This window comes from Hanstruepera sp. CR43 (assembly GCF_055227665.1).
The window spans coordinates 2,346,258-2,363,991 of sequence record NZ_CP200078.1; the positions used below are offsets into that span (position 1 = coordinate 2,346,258).

A 17,734-nucleotide genomic window follows, 5' to 3' on the forward strand; every position below is an offset into this window, starting at 1 on the left:
AACATGTTATCTCGTAGACAAAAACACATTCTACTAAAGTTTTTTAGTATGTTTTCTGTCGTGAGAGGCTATAACATTCTCATCATTATTGTAGCACAATATCTGGCAGCTGTGTTTATTCTAGCACATCACAAGCCGTTGCGATCCGTATTACTGGATTTAAACCAGTTTATGTTGGTTTTGGCATCTGCAGCTACGGTAGCAGCAGGATATATTATCAACAATTTTTATGATTCCGAGAAGGATTTAATTAATAGGCCGCAAAAGTCCATGCTAGATCGATTGGTGAGTCAAAACACTAAATTGTCATTCTATTTTGTACTGAATTTTATAGCGGTTATTCTGGCAAGTTATGTATCGTTTCGCGCCGTAATATTCTTTTCGGCTTACATTTTTGCCATTTGGTTTTATTCGCACAAGCTTAAAAAAATGCCTTTCGTAGGTAATTTAACATCGGCTATTTTAACTATCACGCCATTTTTTATCATCTTCATTTATTATAAAAATTTTGAAACGGTCATTTTCGTGCATGCCATGTTTTTGTTTTTAATTATTTCTATGCGCGAGTTAACCAAGGACCTTGAAAATATTACGGGCGATTTGGCACAAAACTATCACACCATTCCGGTGGTTTACGGCGAAAAGGTTTCAAAAACCATGTTGACGATTCTGGGTGTTTTAACATTGATTCCTGCATTTTTGCTCATCTATAAATATCAGGTTGGAAGAATGTCTTATTTCTTCTATTTAAGTGTGATTTTATTAGTGGTTTTTCAGTTTTTGTTGTGGAGGTCAAACAACAAGACGCATTATTTGGCCCTTCATAACATTTTGAAGTTTATCATTATTGCAGGTGTTGCCTCAATTCCATTAATTGATGTGTCCGTAATTCTGAATAAAATTCCAATTATTAGTTAAGCAAGTAATTATCATATATCTTTGCACAAAATTTACAGTATTAATTAATTGAATACCACGTTTGTGGGATACTAATATGAGCAGAAAGCAAGGAACAGGTGGCAGCAAGCGACCTTCAGGAAGAGGACAAAGACACAATCAAGGCGTCAGGTCTGGTAGAGATAGTGGGAATGCAAGTGGTAAAAGCTTGGCTCGTGGCAATGCGCCCATGAAAAAGAAAAGTACTCCTCAAAAAGCGCAAGATTCTGATAATATTCGATTAAATAAATACATAGCTAATTCAGGTATTTGTTCACGTCGTGAAGCCGACGAGCACATAGCCATTGGTTTGGTTACGGTTAATGGGCAAGTAGTCACTGAAATGGGTTACAAAGTCAAACTGGATGATGATGTGCGTTATGACGGCAGGCGTATTAATCCGGAGAAAAAAGCCTATGTCTTGTTGAATAAACCTAAAGGTTTTGCGACGACTACCAGTGAAGGTAAGGGTAGAACGGTTATGGATTTGGTAGCCAATGCCACTAATGCCAGAATAAAACCAATTGGGCGTTTGGGTCGAAACTCAACCGGATTGTTGTTGTTTACCAATGATGAAACCGTGGTTAAAAAATTCACTAATTCCAAAAATGGTGTGTCGCGTTTGTTTCAGGTGGAGTTGGATAAAAACCTAAAATTTGAAGACCTTAAAAGTATTCAGGAAGGCTTGACTGTTGATGGCAAATCAATCACGGTTGAGGAGATTAGTTATATTGAGGGTCAAAGCAAAAACCAAATAGGCCTAAAAATAAAGAACACCGGAAATACCATTATCCGGACTATTTTTGATCATTTTAAGTATGATATCATTAAAATTGACTGTGTGGCTATTGCTCATTTAACCAAAAAGGATATTCCGCGTGGTCACTGGAAACATTTGACCGAGCAAGAGGTGAATACTCTAAAGATGTTATAGTTTATTTTTTATTCTACTGCGTATTTCATGATTGAGGGTTCGGAATATTCAAAAAGTCCAGACTCATAAAATAAATTTGCCATAGCTAAAGCATCACCTTCAGAATCTTTAGTGGCTCTTAACTCAAACCATTTTTCCATAAATTGATTCTGTCTCACTAATTCGGTATTTGTTTCTTCAATCATGTGGTTTAAGTCTGACAAATCGTTTTCATCAAATACTTTTACATAAAAACTGCTTAAATAAGTATTAACACATAAATCCCCCATTGATATCCCAATTTGGTTATTACAATCATCTGTTTGCATGGTAAAATGTGAGTAAGAAACGATCCCATTTTGATTTAATTCAGAAATTATTTGTGTTATTTCCCTACAATTTTTCGGCGAATTGAATTTTATGGGGACTACTTTGAAATCATACATTCCAATACTTTCAAAAATCGAATAATCGTAATTTTGATCCACAATATTTATAGATGAAATAAAATTTTCAATTTCAACATTTTCATATGTTTCATTTATTCCTATTATCAAATATTCATTAGACATTTCTCCGAGTGAATATTGAGCATCATTATAATATTTAAAATTAATATAGTTGCAATTTCCTTGAATAGGAAAAGTTTCACTGTCATTTGAACAATTTACTAGAGAAACAAACATCAGCAAGATTAAAATATAGTTTTTCATAATTTTTTGAATATTTAATTTGTTTTTATGCATAGTTAAAATGCCTTTTTTATCCCTTCACCTCAAACGTATAAGTAGAAATATATTCTTCACCAATCATCAGATGGACATCATAAAAACCATTACTATTAAATTGGTGTTCCATGGTGAGGTTATGATCTGTGATTTGGATGTTTTTCGGTGTAATTTGTTTATTGCTGTTACCGTTGTCAATTAGTAATCGAATGGATTTATTGGAAACAGGCTTTTTTAACGTGTAAGAAAACGCAATGTTTTCGTGCTTCTTAATGGTGTTATGAAACATCTTGGGTTCATTGTGCGCTTCGAGACTTTTATAGGCATTACCATAAACAATAGGTGCTTCTAAAAAATCATTAAAAGTCGGAGTCTTGTCATCTAATAAAAGATATCTGGTATCAACTGGATAATGGTTAATGGCAAACAAGGCTGGGTTTGATAGAAAATAACCATCATTATACTGAAAGATAAAAGTACCAGTTTCAGGATTCTGTATGCCGCTGGCCCAGGTTGGATCGCACAAATACCATTTGTCGTCTAGCTTTACAGCATTCCAGGTGTGGTTTGGAGTGTCAGTTTCACTAATAAGATTAGTACTAGTTTTTCCATAACCATGTACAATCTCACAAGGGATGTTTGCCAAAGAAGCCATTTCTTGAACCATATAGGCGTAACCTGTACAAATGGTTTTTTTGTGTTTTATGAGTTTTCGGAACACATCCTTTTTTAATTCGCGATTCCAGTTTTCAGTTTTTAGGCTGTCTGACTGAAACCGTTGACGCTTACGCTTGTTCTTTATATATTGACTGTAGTCATTTTTTATATTCGTGCATACCCAATAATAAATCGCTCTAAATCGCTCGGCATCGGTTGTCAAACCCATTGTTAACTTATTGGTCAATTTCTGCAAATCATATAAGTCTTCATCCTGATATGCCAAAGCCAAGCTGTCGGCTTTCCGAAAGTCAATATGACTAAAATCGGATTGCTGGGCTTGGATTTGGCACGCTATTAAAATAAGACCTATGTATAGGAATTGCTTCATTTAAAGGCTATTCTATTTTTGACGCTTGCTTTTGTAAGGTTTGTCACTTTGTAAAGCACCTAATATCTGGATATTTTCCGATGCTAAAGCAACCTCAATAAAAGGGGTGTCTCGGTCTATTTTAATTTCTTGGGTTTGATAACCTACATGACTAAACACCAATACGTCATTTTTCTTTAATACTTGAGGAAAGGTAAACAACCCTTTTTTGTCAGAAATGGTTCTGGTTTCGGTGCCTTTTAATGTAATGGTAACTTGATCTACTGGACCATTATCATCTGTAATAGTTCCCTTCACAGTCATATTGTTCTGCGCCTGAATGCTGTTTGAAAAAACGAGTGCAATCATAATAATACCAAAAAAATGCAAGGATTTTTTGAACACCTGTCCATGAAGGTCAAATGGCCAATGGTATTGTTTTTTTGAAACAGTTTGGTCAACTGTTTGAGGCTGTTTAGGGCCATTTTGTTTCGGAGTCATAGTTGCTGATGTTTTCATAATTATTAAGTTTTACCCAAATCTATCGCTATTCATGGCATAAAAGAAATAGCGATTAGGTATTTCATCTATTTTTAAAGTGAATGGGTCATTTCAGTTAGTAAAACGGAATTTCAAGATTTAAGACTAAAAAGATACTGAATTTCAGGGCTTCAAAATAATTTTAAAAAAAATATGAAAATGTTTGCTGTGTGAAAAAATAAATTACATTTGCAGCATATTTAGCTGAACAAATTGAACCCTGTTTATACGTTCGGGCCTTTGAAAATTAGGAAGTCATATTCAAAAGCCGCTTATCGATTGAGCAACCGAATTTTAGAGCTAACTTCCGCTTTCTACATCGTAATGAGCCAACATTTGTTTGGTTTTATACCTACGACCCATCCTCAAATTCAAGTTTGATTTATTGATATTTAATGATATCTTAATACCGAAGAATATTTTCGGTTTTACCTTTAAATTTCAAATAGAAAATTAATGAATACTAAATACATAGATCTGGTAAATCAAACATTTGATTTTCCTCAAGATGAATTTAAACTTGAAAACAAAACACTGCAATTCCATGATATTGATTTAATGGAATTGGTGGAGCAATATGGTGTGCCTCTGAAGTTTACCTATTTGCCACAAATATCCAATAATATCAATCGCGCTAAAAAATGGTTTGGTGATGCTATAAAAAAACATAAGTATAAAGGCAAATACAACTATTGTTACTGCACTAAAAGTTCACATTTTAAGCATGTTTTGGATGAAGCCTTAAAGAATGATATTCATATTGAAACGTCATCGGCTTTTGATATTGATATTGTTGAGAACCTAAAAGCTGAAGGTAAGATTACCGATAAAACCTACGTAATTAGTAATGGCTTTAAGCGTGCGCAATATGTCACCAATATTGCGAGACTGATCAACAACGGTCATAAAAATGCCATTCCTATTATTGATAATTACGAAGAAATCGATTTGCTTTCCGAGGAGATTAAGGGCAAGTTTAACGTAGGTATTCGCATTGCTTCAGAAGAAGAGCCAAAATTCGAATTTTATACCTCTCGTTTGGGAATTGGGTACAAAAACATTGTGCCTTTTTATAAGAACCAGATTCAGAACAATAAAAAAGTTGAGCTTAAAATGTTGCACTTCTTTATCAATACTGGAATTCGGGATAATGCTTATTACTGGAACGAATTATCCAAATGTTTAAAGGTGTACACCGGCTTAAAAAAGATTTGTCCAACCTTGGATAGTTTGAATATAGGTGGTGGATTCCCTATTAAAAATTCATTGGCTTTCGATTTTGATTATGAGTATATGGTTGATGAAATTATCAATCAAATCAAATTAGCTTGCGAAATTGAAGAGGTCGCTGTACCAAACATCTTTACCGAATTCGGTAGTTTTACCGTTGGGGAAAGTGGTGGTGCCATTTATGAGGTGTTGTATCAGAAACAACAAAACGATCGTGAGAAATGGAATATGATTAATTCATCATTCATTACCACCTTACCTGATACATGGGCTATTAACAAGCGATTTATTATGCTGCCCATCAATCGTTGGTATGATAGTTATGAGCGTGTGCTTTTAGGTGGTTTAACCTGTGACAGTGATGATTATTACAATAGCGAACAGCACATGAACGCTATCTATTTACCAAAATACAATAAAGAAAAACCATTATATATAGGCTTCTTCAACACGGGAGCTTATCAGGAAACTATTGGCGGATTTGGAGGCCTGCAGCACTGTTTGATTCCATCGCCAAAGCATATTTTAATTAATAAAGATGCTGATGGAAACATTAGCACAAAACTATTTAGTGAACAACAAAAAAGTGAAGACTTACTTAAAATTTTAGGTTACAATGAGTAATAAAACGTATGCCGGAATAGAAGACCAATATTCCAAATTAGACAATTCAAAAATTGTACTGATTCCAGTACCTTACGATGGTACGAGTACTTGGCAAAAAGGAGCTGATAAAGGTCCTGAAGCTTTTTTAAATGCTTCTGAAAACATGGAACTTTATGATATTGAGACCCGAACAGAGGTTTACAAACAAGGCGTTTATCTGGCTGATCCAGTAACAGAAAACGAATCTCCAGAAAGTATGGTAGATGCCGTTCATGATATCACAAAAAAATATATCAAGAAAAATAAGTTCGTAACCATTTTTGGTGGTGAACACTCGATTTCCATCGGAACCATTAGAGCATTCAATGAATGTTATGATAATCTAACGGTATTGCAATTGGATGCGCATGCCGATTTGCGTAAAGAATACCATGGTAGTAAATGTAATCATGCCTGTGCGGTTTACGAAGCTAGCCAGACAACCAACCTGATTCAAGTTGGTATTCGTAGTATGGATATCATTGAAACAACGGTTATGGATGAGGATAAAACCTTCTTCGCTCACGATATGGCCGTTGATGATAACTGGATGGATTCCGCTATCGATTTAATGACCGATAATGTATTTATTACTATTGACCTAGATGCGTTCGATCCATCTATCATACCGAGTACTGGGACACCAGAACCAGGAGGTCTATTTTGGTATGAAACACTGGATTTTTTAAGACAAGTTTTTCAAGAAAAGAATGTTGTGGGATTTGATATTGTGGAATTATGTCCAAATTCAAAAGAACGGTCATCAGATTTTTTAGCAGCTAAATTATACTATAAAATGCTGTCCTATAAATTCATGCATGATGCGGTAGGAGACGATTTCGATAATAATTTTAGTGAATCTAAAGTAGGTATTAATAAATTTTCTAAATTTAATGACGAGGATGGCAACTAAAGGACACATATCACAGTTTATTGAAAAGTATTATTTGCACTTTAATGCAGCGGCTTTGGTTGATGCAGCCAAGGCTTATGAAGATCAATTGAATTCAGGTGCCAAAATGTTGGTGTCCTTGGCTGGCGCTATGAGTACAGCTGAATTGGGTAAGATTTTTGCCGAAATGATTCGCCAAGATAAAGTGCATATTGTGTCTTGTACAGGTGCCAATCTTGAAGAAGATATCATGAACCTGGTAGCACATTCACATTACAAGCGTGTGCCTAATTACCGGGATTTAACACCTCAAGAAGAATGGGATTTGTTAGAGAAAGGCTTAAATCGTGTAACGGATACCTGTATTCCAGAAGAAGAGGCCTTTAGAAGATTACAAAAGCATATTTTCAATATTTGGAAAGAGGCTGAAGATAAAGGCGAGCGCTATTTACCGCATGAGTTTATGTATAAAATGTTGCTTTCAGGAGTTTTAGAAGAATACTATGAAATAGATTTGAAAAATTCTTGGATGTATGCGGCAGCCGAAAAAAATCTGCCCATTGTTTGCCCAGGTTGGGAAGACAGTACCATGGGGAATATTTTTGCAAGCTATGTATTGAAAGGCGAATTAAAGGCTAGCACCATGAAATCTGGTATTGAGTATATGACATTTTTAGCCGATTGGTACACCGATAATTCTGAAAAAGGTATTGGGTTCTTTCAAATAGGAGGTGGTATTGCCGGTGATTTCCCTATCTGTGTGGTGCCGATGTTGTATCAGGATATGGAACGTACTGATACACCTTTCTGGAGTTACTTCTGTCAAATAAGTGATTCAACAACTAGTTATGGATCCTATTCCGGAGCTGTCCCTAACGAAAAAATAACTTGGGGTAAATTAGATATTAACACACCAAAATTTATAATAGAAAGTGATGCCACTATTGTAGCACCACTAATTTTTGCCTACTTATTAGATATGTAATTATGAACAAAAGAGACAATCTAAAACGTGTCATTGTTGACTTTAAAAAACTAACTCCCGAAATCTTGGCCTTATTGGTTGAAAAATATCCCGATGGCTACGATGACGAACAAATTATTTCATTTAGGAATGCCAATAATGAAATTGTTGATGCCGTTGAGGTAACAACCAGCGACACCAAATATTTGGTAAAAGTGAGTACCAAGTTAGCTGTAACTATGGAAAATTATGATGAAGATGATTATGAAGACTTTGATGATGATGATCCAGAAGCAGTTCAAGATCCAGAGTTGGATGTTGAGGATGACATGGCTAATGACGAGGAAGACGACGAAGATTAATTTAGTGTAGTCATGAGAACAGCTGTTTTTAAGTCTTACAAAAACGGGTATTACACGTTTTGGTTTGAAAATGGAGATGAATTGGTTTTTGAGGAGGTGCATCCTCGCGTTTTAAAGCAATTCGATTTAAAAAATGATAAAAGTTTAAGGGACCAGGAATTCCGTATTACGTTTGTGGAAGTTTACGAGGATGATGACGAAGACTTGGTGATTTATAGAGTTGAAAGTTTAAAACCTGTATAATTCAGTCATTATGGATACATCATTTCATATGTCCCTACCATGCCGTAGCATTAAGGACACCAAAAGTTTCTATGTGGATAGCATAGGGGCTTCTTTAGGAAGGCACACACAAAGTTGGGTAGATATTAATTTGTTTGGTCACCAAATAACGTTCACCAAAGCAGGTAAGTTTGATTTTAATAACCCTAATTATGTGTTCGAAGGGCATATTTTGCCGTCCTTTCATTTTGGTGTTATTGTCGACAGTATCGCTTGGAAGAAAATTTATAATAATCTTAAGGACGCAGGTTTGGAATTGGTTGCCAAAGCCACCTTTTTGGAAGGTAAAATGGGTCAGCATTCATCATTTTTTATTCAGGACCCGAATGGTTACATGCTAGAATTTAAAAGCTTTAAAAAACCAAACGAAGCGTTCAAAACCTAAAAACATGTATCACGTTGTCGCTTATCAAGTAGCAGACACCATTAATATTAAACAGTGTAAGGAGCAACTGCCTTGGCAATTGCTCTTTCAGGATAGTGATGAGTTGTACTTCAAAAAGTCCGACGATCAATTTCTGTATATTTTCCATTATGGGATGGTAAGTTTTTTTAACATGTCGTCTCAAGAGATTGATTTGGTGCTGCAAGATATTATGCCATTCTTTCGTAATGCCATTTCAGAAAAGCATGCTGAAGATATCCAAGTGGAGATTGTTCCAAATACCCTAAAAGTTACCTTTGAAAAGGTGATTCTACCCACTTTAAGTTCCGAGATGGTTCGATTGGTGATGCTGAATGCTTCGCAATCGGTGGCATTGAATAACTATTCCGAGATTACCGAAAACTTATTGATTGAAACCAATGAGCATACCTTGTTTTTGGAGAAAAAAGGGAAACTGGATATTTCAGGTAATAAACTTAAGCGCTTTATTGGTAAGATATTAAACATCAAAAACAAGATTTCCGAGAACCTTTATATTTTTGATTCACCCGATATTACTTGGGAAGATGAACAGCTAAACAAACTGAATCTGGACCTTAAGCAAACATTCGACCTTAAGGATCGCTATCACCTTATTCACGATAGAATTGATATCATCAAAGAGAACTTGGAACTGTTCAAGGATATTATGGACCACAAGGAAAGCAGTAAGCTGGAGTGGATTATCATCATCCTTATTTTGGTTGAGGTTGTGGACCTGTTTATTGCTAAACTGTTCTTTTAACTACAGAATTTTCTTTAGCTCGTCGTAGTATTGTTTCGTAATGTGCAAACCGTTGTGACCACCTTCACGAATAGGATGTAAGCTAATGTTGTTAGGCTGAATTTGTTGCAACTTTTTAGCGTTGGTATCTGGATGGATTAAAAAATCACGTGTTCCGTAATAGATATTTATGGGGCAGATGACTGTTTTTATAAACTCGTAGGTTGGAATATCATACTTAATTAAAAACTCTGGAATAGGTGGTGCAATTTCTTCTGTGATGAGTATTTTCCAAGAGTAATAAGGCGCATTTAGAATGAGCATCTTGGGTTTGTTTCTGGAGGCCACATAAGCCGCCAAACCCGAACCTAATGAATAGCCTAATACAATAATCTGGTCTTCATTATAACGTTGTTTTACAAACTCGTAGACTTTTTCAGAGTCGTTTAGTAGGTCTTGGGTGTTGCAATACTCACCATCACTTTTTCCATAATTGCGGTAGTCAAAAAAGAGGATATCATAACCGTTATCCAAATACAGTGGTGCGCGTGTGCCCCATTCATGGATGGCACCTGCGTTACCATGGTAATATACAATCACACCTTTAGAAGGCTGTTCTGTTTTAAACAATAGGGCGTTAAGATTGACACCTTCAGCCACAGGAATATTCAGTTCTTCAAAATCTTGTTCAAAGGTGTAGACATAGTTTTTGTCCAAATGTTTGGGATTGAAAAAGAAGCGTTCCTGTTTAAAATACATAAATACCAAAGACAGAAGATACAACAGCACCAAGGTGACGATGATACGCAGGAGTCTTCTAAAGAGCTTTGGAAAATTAATTGTCAAGTGCCTTTGTTGTTTTTAAGTCCCACAAAAATACTATAAAAACTACCACATATTCAAATGCGATAATCCAGAGGTTTTCTTGGTAGTCATTTTGGCTGTACGCCAGATAGCTTAACACAATCATCAAGCTCCAAACCAAAGGGAACTTGTATTTTGTGAAAACCGATAACATGAGTAGCGTTGTGAGATACCACGGATGCACCGTGGTTGCCAAAGCCAGATAGCCTGCTAAGACCCAAAGCATACTTGTAATAAGTTGTGGCGTGCTGTTGTTTTTTCTAGCAAAGGTTAGGTAAAGCACCCAGCCAAAAACCGCTATGGCAAGCATCTTTCCGATGAGGGCGATTTGGTTGTAGCCCGATACCCAATAGCCAATTTCACGGAGGAGGTAATACACACTGGCATTAAACTCGAAGTTTTGAAACCATAAGGTAACGGTCTCGGTGTAGTTGGTAAGGAATTGTGGGTTGTAGAATGGTAAAAATGACAAAAGGCTTAAACCACCAACAATCATACAGAACCAAAAACCGCTTTTAAGTTTGAGGTATTTCCAAATAAGCGGCAGGAACAGCAAAGGGATTAATTTTACTGATACCGAGCAAGCGAATAGGACTGCTGCCCATTGCCATTGGTTTTTGTGTAACAGATAGAGACTCCATACCAGAAAAAAGACCATGACCCCTTCAAAATGTAAGTTGCCTGTGAGTTCTATGATGATAAACGGATTGAGGAAATACCAATAGATGTGGTGTGTAGGTAGGTTACATGCCTTTAGTAGCTTTTTACCATAAATCAAAGTGCCCAAATCTGCTGCAATGATGATGCTGCGTAATACGATGGCTGAACCGATTATACTTTTACCTGCCAACAAACCCGCAATTACAAAACATAGTTGGTTTAAAGGTGGATAATTGGTAAAATGGCCAGCACTTAAACTGCTCATGCCACTAATGAGCTCTTGGGTTTGTCCTACTGGCAGTAACCCTTGGTCCAACAGACTTTGAGGTGTGTAGAGGTAGGGATTGAAACACTCCAATAGCATACGGCCATCCCAGATAAAGCGGTAAAAGTCTTGTGAGAGGTTGGGGATTGCCAAAATAAACAGTGCCCGAAAGCCAAAAGCCAAGGCTGTGAGCCATTTTGGGTGGTGTTTTAACAGTGATACCAGCTTATAAAAACACCAAAATAGCCCAGCGTACAACAGTACTAATTTAAGGCTTTGAGTACGCTCCAAGGCATAGGCAAACAGACCATACAGTATTATGGACGCCAGTATATAAAGCCCAAGCCACGTGTTTTGTTTGGTAACCTCACTGTTATACATAGATCAAATATAGCTTTTAAGGCGCATAATGATTATCAAACCCTTGCGAAAACAGATTTAAAAAACACATACCCAAAGCCTAAAAACAACATCAGGTGGAAGGGGAAGAGTCCAAAATCGCCAGTACCTACTACAAATGCCGAGTACATACCAAAGGCAAAGTAGCCCATAAGCAGCCCTTCTAAAACAACTTGAAATGAGACCGTGTTTTTAAGGTATTTGTTGTCTTTATAAGTATCCTGCATGGTATTGACATTGAATTTTGGAGTACGAATAAACTCGCTTCGCTTACCTAAATGGCCTTCCAGAACTGCTACGGTATTATGCAAGGAAAAGCCCATAGCTACCGAGAAAAAGGTGAAGAACATCCCGATGTATTTTATGAAATCCTTGAGCGTATTACCATAGATACGCCGGTAGACTACCCAATAGCAGGCAAAGAATATCATGGTACTTAACACGAAAACACTCATAACACTGAAATAGGGTTTAAGACTTGGGTGCTGGTTTTTGATGTATAGCATGGGAATGCTCAATATGGCCACGAGGAGTACATTTAAAAACAGTGTGCTGTTGAGTAAATGGAGCAGGCCATGTGCTTTGGTTTTGACTGATAGCTCTTTGTTTTTTAATACCCGAAGCAGCATTTTTTGGAAGTTTTCGGCACCGCCTTTGTTCCAACGGAACTGTTGCGATTTAGCTGCACTAATGGCGACGGGAAGTTCGGCAGGTGTTTCTACGTGCTCCAAGTATTTGAATTTCCAGTTCTTTAATTGGGCGCGGTAGCTTAAGTCCAGATCTTCGGTGAGGGTATCGGCTCGCCAATTGCCCGCATCCAGAATGCAGGTCTTTCGCCAGACGCCTGCGGTTCCGTTAAAGTTTATAAAGTGCCCTTGGCTGTTTCGGCCGGTTTGTTCCAAGGTGAAATGCGCATCCAATGCAAAGGCCTGTACTTTGGTGAGCAGGGAGTAATCGCGATTGAGATGTCCCCAACGGGTTTGTACCACACCAATGTGACTGTCTTTAAAATAGGGAATGGTCTGTTGTAGCCAGTTGGGTTTGGGTAGGAAGTCGGCATCAAAAATGGCGATGAATTCGCCTTTAGCGGTTTTCAGCCCTTCCTTGAGTGCCCCAGCTTTGAATCCGTTGCGGTTGGTTCGTGTGATGTGTTTGATATCCAAACCAGTTGCCTGCAATTTTTGAACCAGTTGTCTGGTGGTTTCCAAAGATTCATCGGTGGAGTCATCCAGCACTTGTATTTCCAGTTTGTCTTTGGGATACGCTATTTGAGCGATATTGTTGAGCAGTCGCTCCATGACATAGAGTTCGTTGTAAACTGGTAACTGGATAGTGACTAATGGTACTTCGTTAGGATTGGCTAAATCGAATTGTGGTGCTTGGTCTGTTTTTTTGGAGGCGCGTAAATAATTGGTGAGCAGGTTTAGCTGTGCCAAGGCATAGGCAAAAATGACCAAAATGGCCAAGGTGTAGATGCTTATGATGATGCCTTCCCAAATCATTTTGTGAATCCGTATTTAAAAATCCAACCCAATATTTTAATACCTGCCATAACAGCGCCATTCACCGTACCTGATACTTTAGACACGCCAATGCGGTTGCGGTATCGCACCGGAATTTCGGTATAGGTTAGCTTGTGTTTTAGGGCTTTTAATTGCATTTCTACCGTCCAGCCATAAGTTTTGTCTTCCATGTTTAAAGTCAACAGTTTGTCGTACTTAATGGCCCTGAAAGGACCCAAGTCGGTATATGTTGCCCCAAACAAAATTCGCATGAGGGTTGTTGCCAACCAATTTCCAAAAATCTGCGGCCCTGTCATAGAACCCTTTTCTCGTAGTCGTTTGTTGCGCGCACCTATTACAAAATCGAGGTTGTTTTCGGTGATGGGTTGGATGAGTTTGGTGAGTTCTTGGGGATAATCGGAGTAATCGCCATCCAAAAACACCACAATATTTGGTTTGGTGGATAGCTTGGCTAGATAATCCATGCCTTTTAAACAGGCATAGCCATAACCTTTTTGTGATTCTGTTAAAACCGTTGCACCTGCTTGTTTGGCGTTGATTTCTGTATTATCAGTAGAGCCGTTGCTGACTACAATCACTTCATGGACAGTATCAGGAATATCCTGAATGACCTGTGTGATGGCATCGGCTTCATTGAATGCTGGAATGATGACAGAAATACTGGGCATGGTAATTTTTTGCTGATGCAAAAATACGATTGTTTAGGCGTTCGTGCTATTCGCCAGCCTGATTTTGTAATTCCATTTGACGATATTCTTCCTGTTGAGCCGGCACAATGTGCTTATCGAAATACCAGGACGACCATTTTTCCAAGGTCAGGAAAATACCCACACCCAAAACAGCGGTAATGATGGTTACCAAAATGATGTTTTTGCGCTTACGTTTTGGGTCAATAGAGCATTGATTTTGCTTTTTGCGATAGAGGTAAATACCATAGATGCCAATAAGTACGGCAGCACCACGAAGTATCCAAGAGCCCAAGCCCACGGAACCGTCTTCAGCATAAAAGAAATCGGCAAAGGAAATGGCATAAATGCCACCCATAAGGCCAAACATAAACAGCACTGCTGGGGCTACGCAACAAATAATACCTGCGATTCCAGCCGATGCGGCAAACTTCAATGCCCATTTGAATATATTGGGTTCTTTTTCTTGGGTTTGATTGATACTGTTGCTCATATTCCGTTTTGGGTTTTAGTCGTGCATTTTCTAAAACCTTATGGATTCGGGGTTAATTTATAATAATTTTAAGACTTAATTGGCGCTGTCCATGATTTTAAAGTCCTTGATAGCCTGATTGGGTTCAATGATGTTATAGCCTTTCCAGAATTCAGGGTCGTATTTTGGCAGGTAGGTTGGCGTGACATCGGGTACTTCGGTAAAGGCATTGAAATCGGTATCCGTAATGGGGTCCGATTCAAAAACAATGAGTTCACGTTTGTCAATATTCTTGACGATAAAGTGAATATCGCCAGCCACTTCGTTTTGTTTGCGTCGACCTTTAACGTGTTTGTTTTTTTCGATAATCTTGATGGGTCTCTTAATACCCACGCGCTTTCCGAAGGAAGCATCTGCATATTTCAAAGTGTATTTGTCGTTATCATTTTTTTGGTAAATGATGGTGCCTTCCTTTAGATATTCGTTTAAGGAAATACCCAATAAACCGAACTTACGTAATGGCTTGACGTTTTTATAATCGACACGAACCACGGCAAAATCTTGTGTGTTGACATACATAGTGCCTTCAAAATCGGCTCCACGCTTTGGCTTGAAACTGATGGTGTACACAAACTCGTTGTTGAGGTAGGCGAAATCATGCAGTTCGAAGTCATATTTTCGGGACTTTTCCAGAAAGTTGAGATCGGTATCTTCGGCCATGAAGCCGTCGTTTTCAAAATTGTGAATGGTGTGTTTGCACCATTTTAGGAAGTTTTCCTTACGTTTTGCTTCCTGTTCTTGTTTCTGAGCTATGAATTCGGCAGTTTCTTCATCCACTTTTTCCTCTTCAAAAAATGTAGAGTCAATCTCCTCTTTGGTGCCGAACCAACCCGATTTGATTTTAAAATAGGAGTCACGTTTCACATGCTTTTTGATAATCTGGTTAAAACGGTCTTCATAATTTTCAAAGGTGACCTCGTTTTTCTTGTCGTATAAACGGGAAGCCTTTAGGATATCCATTTTTTGTGGTTGCCCGCTTTCTATTTTGCCATATAATTCGCCTAATATTTCGGTGTGGTTATCCGTGTTTCTTGGAATGGCCGACACAACACTATCCATAAAGGCCTGGTTGAATTCTGGGATGGTTGATTTTTTGATATTGACATCCGTTTTGAGCATTTCGGTGTAATACGATTCCCGGTAGAATAGTTTGCGTTTGGTATAGCCAAAATCGTAGTTGATTTCTAGCCCTTCCTTGACGCGTTCCAAAATCTCATCGATGGTGTAGTTTTTATTGGTCAGAAAGACTTCGCTTAAATCAATGGCCTTTGTTTGTAACTGAATAATGCTATCGGTAAAGGTATTGATGGCGATGCGTTTTTCTTCATAACCCAAACAGTTGATGAACAGCGAATCGGATTCCGTGATTTTTTTGTCAATGGTAATATTGAAATCACCATTATCATTGGTGATGACACCTGTTCGGTCGTCTATGGCAATGGTTGCAAATGGAATGGGTTTTTGGGTGGTGGAATCTATCAATTTAGCAGAAACACTGTGTTGTGAAAATGTGGTTGTTGTTACAAGTGCCGTAACTATTAAAGCAATGCTGGTTAGTTTCATCTGTTGTTTGTTTTGATTCGAAAGTATTCTTTTAAAAAGGATTGATAATCACTTTTAAAAGTTTCTTAAGTCAATTTTATCTAATATTTAACAGACGAGAGCACCATGGGTTTTGTTACTGGGCAATGTGCTTTTTGTAATAGCTGTAGAGTTCCTCTGCGGATGCACCGAACCATTTTTTTGCATAGATAGTCCAAAAAAGGTATTGCAATTTCCAAACGCCGTGTTTTTCATAAAGCCGTGCCGATGTTACTAGTTTTTTGTTGATGACCACAAATTCTTTTCGGGCGTAGAGTTCGTTAATCAGGATATTGTCTTCATATATAATATAAGATTCATCATAACCGCCAATTTCTTCAAACAAAGATTTGGTAATAAACTGACTTTGGTCACCACCTCTACAGGCTCGCCATGAGAATTGCGTGAGCCAGCTTGCCAAACGTAACCACCAATGGTTGCTATCAAACTGTAATCGGAAGCAACCTGCATGATTGCCATTAGTAACCTGATTGATGATGAGTTGGTCAAAGTTTTTGGGTGGAAAGGAATCGGCGTGCAGGAAATAGAGAATGTTTCCGGTAGCGTGATTGGCGCCCACATTCATTTGTTTGGCGCGACCTTTTAGGGCATTTAAGAGTTTAATTTTGCTTTTGAAAGCATTTAAATCACTCGAAGTGAGATAGACGTTTACTTTTTCTAAAGTTCCGTCGGTGCTACCACCATCAACCATGATGATTTCTGATATGTTTTCTAGAGAGGCATTGGTGTTTAGGTGATTTAATAGTGGGATGATGTTGTCAGCTTCATTTAGTATGGGAATGATTATGGAGAGTTGGTTAGTCATTTAAATCCCAATTGTATTCCAGATAACTGATTTTAGCGTTATCAGAAATGAGCACCTCTGAATATTGGTTTAGAAAATCAATCAGCGAACCCTTTTGTTTAAAATCTTTGGTAAACCATTTAAAAATTTTAGATAATTCTAATTGATTACTTGTTATGATGTTCTTGGAATTATCATTTAAAAAGGTCTTTGTAGCATTGGTTAGTTGCTCTTCCAATTTATCGGTAACATAAGCTTCATTAAGCAACTTTGGACAGGATTCCGAAGCACAAACAATGGCAAAATGTATACGAGGTTCGTCCATTTTACGTAGGATGTCATGTTCTATTTGGTTTAAGGAAAGCATCTCGCCATTGAATGAATAAAACTTTTGATCCCATGGGTCTTTGATGTCCTTGATGCTTTTTATTGGGTAGTTCCGAAGGATTAAATCAACGGTCAAGGCGTTGTAGGCGTTTATCCAGTAAGCTAAAGTTTCGTTTTTGGACCAGTTTTTATTTGGAGTATTATTGTTTAGTTGCCGAATATAAGCCTTCAATTCAGCATCATCCGCCAATATGTTTTTATAATCAACTTGACCAGTTATGGATACGTGTTTTTGTAGGAAGCTTGTCCATAGATTATGATCCATCGATTGTGCTCTGGTGGATACTACAGAAACCAAAAGAAAGCAAGTAATTAAAAATAAATTTCGAATCATCATATTCATTTATCCATTGAGTTCAATAATT

The 17,734-nt window shown here is 37.5% G+C and carries 20 protein-coding genes; 9 read left to right on the plus strand and 11 right to left on the minus strand.

Going from position 1 to position 17,734, the window contains the following annotated elements; all coding sequences use genetic code 11:
• Positions 1-3: 3 nt before the first annotated feature.
• Together ACKXGU_RS10650 and ACKXGU_RS10655 are read left to right on the plus strand one after the other, a co-directional pair.
• The gene (locus ACKXGU_RS10650) at positions 4-918 is read left to right on the plus strand and encodes a geranylgeranylglycerol-phosphate geranylgeranyltransferase (RefSeq protein ID WP_463465301.1); all 915 of its coding nucleotides are present in this window, start codon (positions 4-6) and stop codon (positions 916-918) included.
• 76 nt (positions 919-994) lie between these two features.
• The gene (locus tag ACKXGU_RS10655) at positions 995-1,870 is read left to right on the plus strand and encodes a pseudouridine synthase (RefSeq protein ID WP_463465302.1); all 876 of its coding nucleotides are present in this window, start codon (positions 995-997) and stop codon (positions 1,868-1,870) included.
• An 8-nt stretch (positions 1,871-1,878) separates the two neighbouring features.
• Here ACKXGU_RS10655 and ACKXGU_RS10660 read toward each other — a convergent pair whose 3' ends face one another.
• The 3 genes from ACKXGU_RS10660 to ACKXGU_RS10670 are packed head-to-tail and all read right to left on the minus strand — an operon-like array spanning position 1,879 to position 4,123.
• A complete protein-coding gene (locus ACKXGU_RS10660) occupies positions 1,879-2,595 on the minus strand; it encodes a hypothetical protein (RefSeq protein ID WP_463465303.1) in 717 nt (238 codons plus the stop codon).
• 16 nt (positions 2,596-2,611) lie between these two features.
• Positions 2,612-3,625: a transglutaminase domain-containing protein gene (locus ACKXGU_RS10665; protein WP_463465304.1), complete on the minus strand. Its 1,014-nt coding sequence runs from the start codon at positions 3,623-3,625 to the stop codon at positions 2,612-2,614.
• A gap of 12 nt (positions 3,626-3,637) precedes the next feature.
• The gene (locus tag ACKXGU_RS10670) at positions 3,638-4,123 is read right to left on the minus strand and encodes a carboxypeptidase-like regulatory domain-containing protein (protein ID WP_463465305.1); all 486 of its coding nucleotides are present in this window, start codon (positions 4,121-4,123) and stop codon (positions 3,638-3,640) included.
• A gap of 477 nt (positions 4,124-4,600) precedes the next feature.
• Between ACKXGU_RS10670 and ACKXGU_RS10675 the strand changes: the two genes are divergently transcribed.
• The 7 genes from ACKXGU_RS10675 to ACKXGU_RS10705 are packed head-to-tail and all read left to right on the plus strand — an operon-like array spanning position 4,601 to position 9,688.
• On the plus strand, positions 4,601-5,998 hold the full coding sequence (locus tag ACKXGU_RS10675) for a type III PLP-dependent enzyme domain-containing protein (RefSeq protein ID WP_463465306.1): 1,398 nt from the start codon (positions 4,601-4,603) through the stop codon (positions 5,996-5,998).
• Positions 5,991-6,932 (plus strand): agmatinase, encoded by a 942-nt coding sequence (gene speB, locus ACKXGU_RS10680; RefSeq protein ID WP_463465307.1) that lies wholly within the window; start codon positions 5,991-5,993, stop codon positions 6,930-6,932. Before ACKXGU_RS10675 ends, speB begins: the two co-directional genes overlap by 8 nt.
• Positions 6,922-7,896: a deoxyhypusine synthase family protein gene (locus tag ACKXGU_RS10685; RefSeq protein ID WP_463465308.1), complete on the plus strand. Its 975-nt coding sequence runs from the start codon at positions 6,922-6,924 to the stop codon at positions 7,894-7,896. The genes speB and ACKXGU_RS10685 overlap by 11 nt, the downstream gene beginning before the upstream one ends.
• Before the next feature lie 2 nt (positions 7,897-7,898).
• Positions 7,899-8,237, plus strand: coding sequence for a hypothetical protein (locus tag ACKXGU_RS10690; RefSeq protein WP_463465309.1), 339 nt, complete (start codon positions 7,899-7,901; stop codon positions 8,235-8,237).
• Positions 8,238-8,249: 12 nt separating this feature from the next.
• Positions 8,250-8,480 (plus strand): hypothetical protein, encoded by a 231-nt coding sequence (locus ACKXGU_RS10695; protein ID WP_103051022.1) that lies wholly within the window; start codon positions 8,250-8,252, stop codon positions 8,478-8,480.
• A gap of 10 nt (positions 8,481-8,490) precedes the next feature.
• Entirely contained in the window at positions 8,491-8,904 is a 414-nt protein-coding gene (locus ACKXGU_RS10700) for a VOC family protein (RefSeq protein ID WP_463465310.1), read from the plus strand.
• A 4-nt stretch (positions 8,905-8,908) separates the two neighbouring features.
• Positions 8,909-9,688, plus strand: coding sequence for an RMD1 family protein (locus ACKXGU_RS10705; RefSeq protein WP_463465311.1), 780 nt, complete (start codon positions 8,909-8,911; stop codon positions 9,686-9,688).
• Here ACKXGU_RS10705 and ACKXGU_RS10710 read toward each other — a convergent pair whose 3' ends face one another.
• From ACKXGU_RS10710 to ACKXGU_RS10745, 8 genes are all read right to left on the minus strand, one after another.
• Entirely contained in the window at positions 9,689-10,513 is an 825-nt protein-coding gene (locus ACKXGU_RS10710) for an alpha/beta hydrolase (protein ID WP_463465312.1), read from the minus strand.
• Positions 10,503-11,837, minus strand: a complete 1,335-nt coding sequence (locus ACKXGU_RS10715) for a mannosyltransferase (protein WP_463465313.1) — start codon at positions 11,835-11,837, stop codon at positions 10,503-10,505. Before ACKXGU_RS10715 ends, ACKXGU_RS10710 begins: the two co-directional genes overlap by 11 nt.
• Positions 11,838-11,872: 35 nt before the next feature.
• Positions 11,873-13,357, minus strand: coding sequence for a cellulose synthase family protein (locus ACKXGU_RS10720; RefSeq protein WP_463465314.1), 1,485 nt, complete (start codon positions 13,355-13,357; stop codon positions 11,873-11,875).
• Entirely contained in the window at positions 13,354-14,046 is a 693-nt protein-coding gene (locus tag ACKXGU_RS10725; protein WP_463467429.1) for a glycosyltransferase family 2 protein, read from the minus strand. The genes ACKXGU_RS10720 and ACKXGU_RS10725 overlap by 4 nt, the downstream gene beginning before the upstream one ends.
• Positions 14,047-14,092: 46 nt before the next feature.
• Positions 14,093-14,557: a hypothetical protein gene (locus ACKXGU_RS10730; protein ID WP_463465315.1), complete on the minus strand. Its 465-nt coding sequence runs from the start codon at positions 14,555-14,557 to the stop codon at positions 14,093-14,095.
• A gap of 75 nt (positions 14,558-14,632) precedes the next feature.
• Positions 14,633-16,159, minus strand: a complete 1,527-nt coding sequence (locus ACKXGU_RS10735; RefSeq protein WP_463465316.1) for a carboxypeptidase-like regulatory domain-containing protein — start codon at positions 16,157-16,159, stop codon at positions 14,633-14,635.
• A gap of 115 nt (positions 16,160-16,274) precedes the next feature.
• The gene (locus ACKXGU_RS10740) at positions 16,275-17,003 is read right to left on the minus strand and encodes a TIGR04283 family arsenosugar biosynthesis glycosyltransferase (RefSeq protein WP_463465317.1); all 729 of its coding nucleotides are present in this window, start codon (positions 17,001-17,003) and stop codon (positions 16,275-16,277) included.
• Positions 16,996-17,634 (minus strand): DUF547 domain-containing protein, encoded by a 639-nt coding sequence (locus tag ACKXGU_RS10745; RefSeq protein ID WP_463465318.1) that lies wholly within the window; start codon positions 17,632-17,634, stop codon positions 16,996-16,998. The genes ACKXGU_RS10740 and ACKXGU_RS10745 overlap by 8 nt, the downstream gene beginning before the upstream one ends.
• Between the last annotated feature and the right edge of the window lie 100 nt (positions 17,635-17,734).

What these genes read in the sequence shown, in the direction of transcription:
- ACKXGU_RS10650 (WP_463465301.1), top strand. Translation starts at nt 4, where the DNA reads ATGTTATCTCGTAGACAAAAACACATTCTACTAAAGTTTTTTAGTATG.
- ACKXGU_RS10655 (WP_463465302.1), top strand. Translation starts at nt 995, where the DNA reads ATGAGCAGAAAGCAAGGAACAGGTGGCAGCAAGCGACCTTCAGGAAGA.
- ACKXGU_RS10660 (WP_463465303.1), bottom strand. Translation starts at nt 2,595, where the DNA reads ATGCATAAAAACAAATTAAATATTCAAAAAATTATGAAAAACTATATT.
- ACKXGU_RS10665 (WP_463465304.1), bottom strand. Translation starts at nt 3,625, where the DNA reads ATGAAGCAATTCCTATACATAGGTCTTATTTTAATAGCGTGCCAAATC.
- ACKXGU_RS10670 (WP_463465305.1), bottom strand. Translation starts at nt 4,123, where the DNA reads ATGAAAACATCAGCAACTATGACTCCGAAACAAAATGGCCCTAAACAG.
- ACKXGU_RS10675 (WP_463465306.1), top strand. Translation starts at nt 4,601, where the DNA reads ATGAATACTAAATACATAGATCTGGTAAATCAAACATTTGATTTTCCT.
- speB (WP_463465307.1), top strand. Translation starts at nt 5,991, where the DNA reads ATGAGTAATAAAACGTATGCCGGAATAGAAGACCAATATTCCAAATTA.
- ACKXGU_RS10685 (WP_463465308.1), top strand. Translation starts at nt 6,922, where the DNA reads ATGGCAACTAAAGGACACATATCACAGTTTATTGAAAAGTATTATTTG.
- ACKXGU_RS10690 (WP_463465309.1), top strand. Translation starts at nt 7,899, where the DNA reads ATGAACAAAAGAGACAATCTAAAACGTGTCATTGTTGACTTTAAAAAA.
- ACKXGU_RS10695 (WP_103051022.1), top strand. Translation starts at nt 8,250, where the DNA reads ATGAGAACAGCTGTTTTTAAGTCTTACAAAAACGGGTATTACACGTTT.
- ACKXGU_RS10700 (WP_463465310.1), top strand. Translation starts at nt 8,491, where the DNA reads ATGGATACATCATTTCATATGTCCCTACCATGCCGTAGCATTAAGGAC.
- ACKXGU_RS10705 (WP_463465311.1), top strand. Translation starts at nt 8,909, where the DNA reads ATGTATCACGTTGTCGCTTATCAAGTAGCAGACACCATTAATATTAAA.
- ACKXGU_RS10715 (WP_463465313.1), bottom strand. Translation starts at nt 11,837, where the DNA reads ATGTATAACAGTGAGGTTACCAAACAAAACACGTGGCTTGGGCTTTAT.
- ACKXGU_RS10720 (WP_463465314.1), bottom strand. Translation starts at nt 13,357, where the DNA reads ATGATTTGGGAAGGCATCATCATAAGCATCTACACCTTGGCCATTTTG.
- ACKXGU_RS10725 (WP_463467429.1), bottom strand. Translation starts at nt 14,046, where the DNA reads ATGCCCAGTATTTCTGTCATCATTCCAGCATTCAATGAAGCCGATGCC.
- ACKXGU_RS10730 (WP_463465315.1), bottom strand. Translation starts at nt 14,557, where the DNA reads ATGAGCAACAGTATCAATCAAACCCAAGAAAAAGAACCCAATATATTC.
- ACKXGU_RS10735 (WP_463465316.1), bottom strand. Translation starts at nt 16,159, where the DNA reads ATGAAACTAACCAGCATTGCTTTAATAGTTACGGCACTTGTAACAACA.
- ACKXGU_RS10740 (WP_463465317.1), bottom strand. Translation starts at nt 17,003, where the DNA reads ATGACTAACCAACTCTCCATAATCATTCCCATACTAAATGAAGCTGAC.
- ACKXGU_RS10745 (WP_463465318.1), bottom strand. Translation starts at nt 17,634, where the DNA reads ATGGATCATAATCTATGGACAAGCTTCCTACAAAAACACGTATCCATA.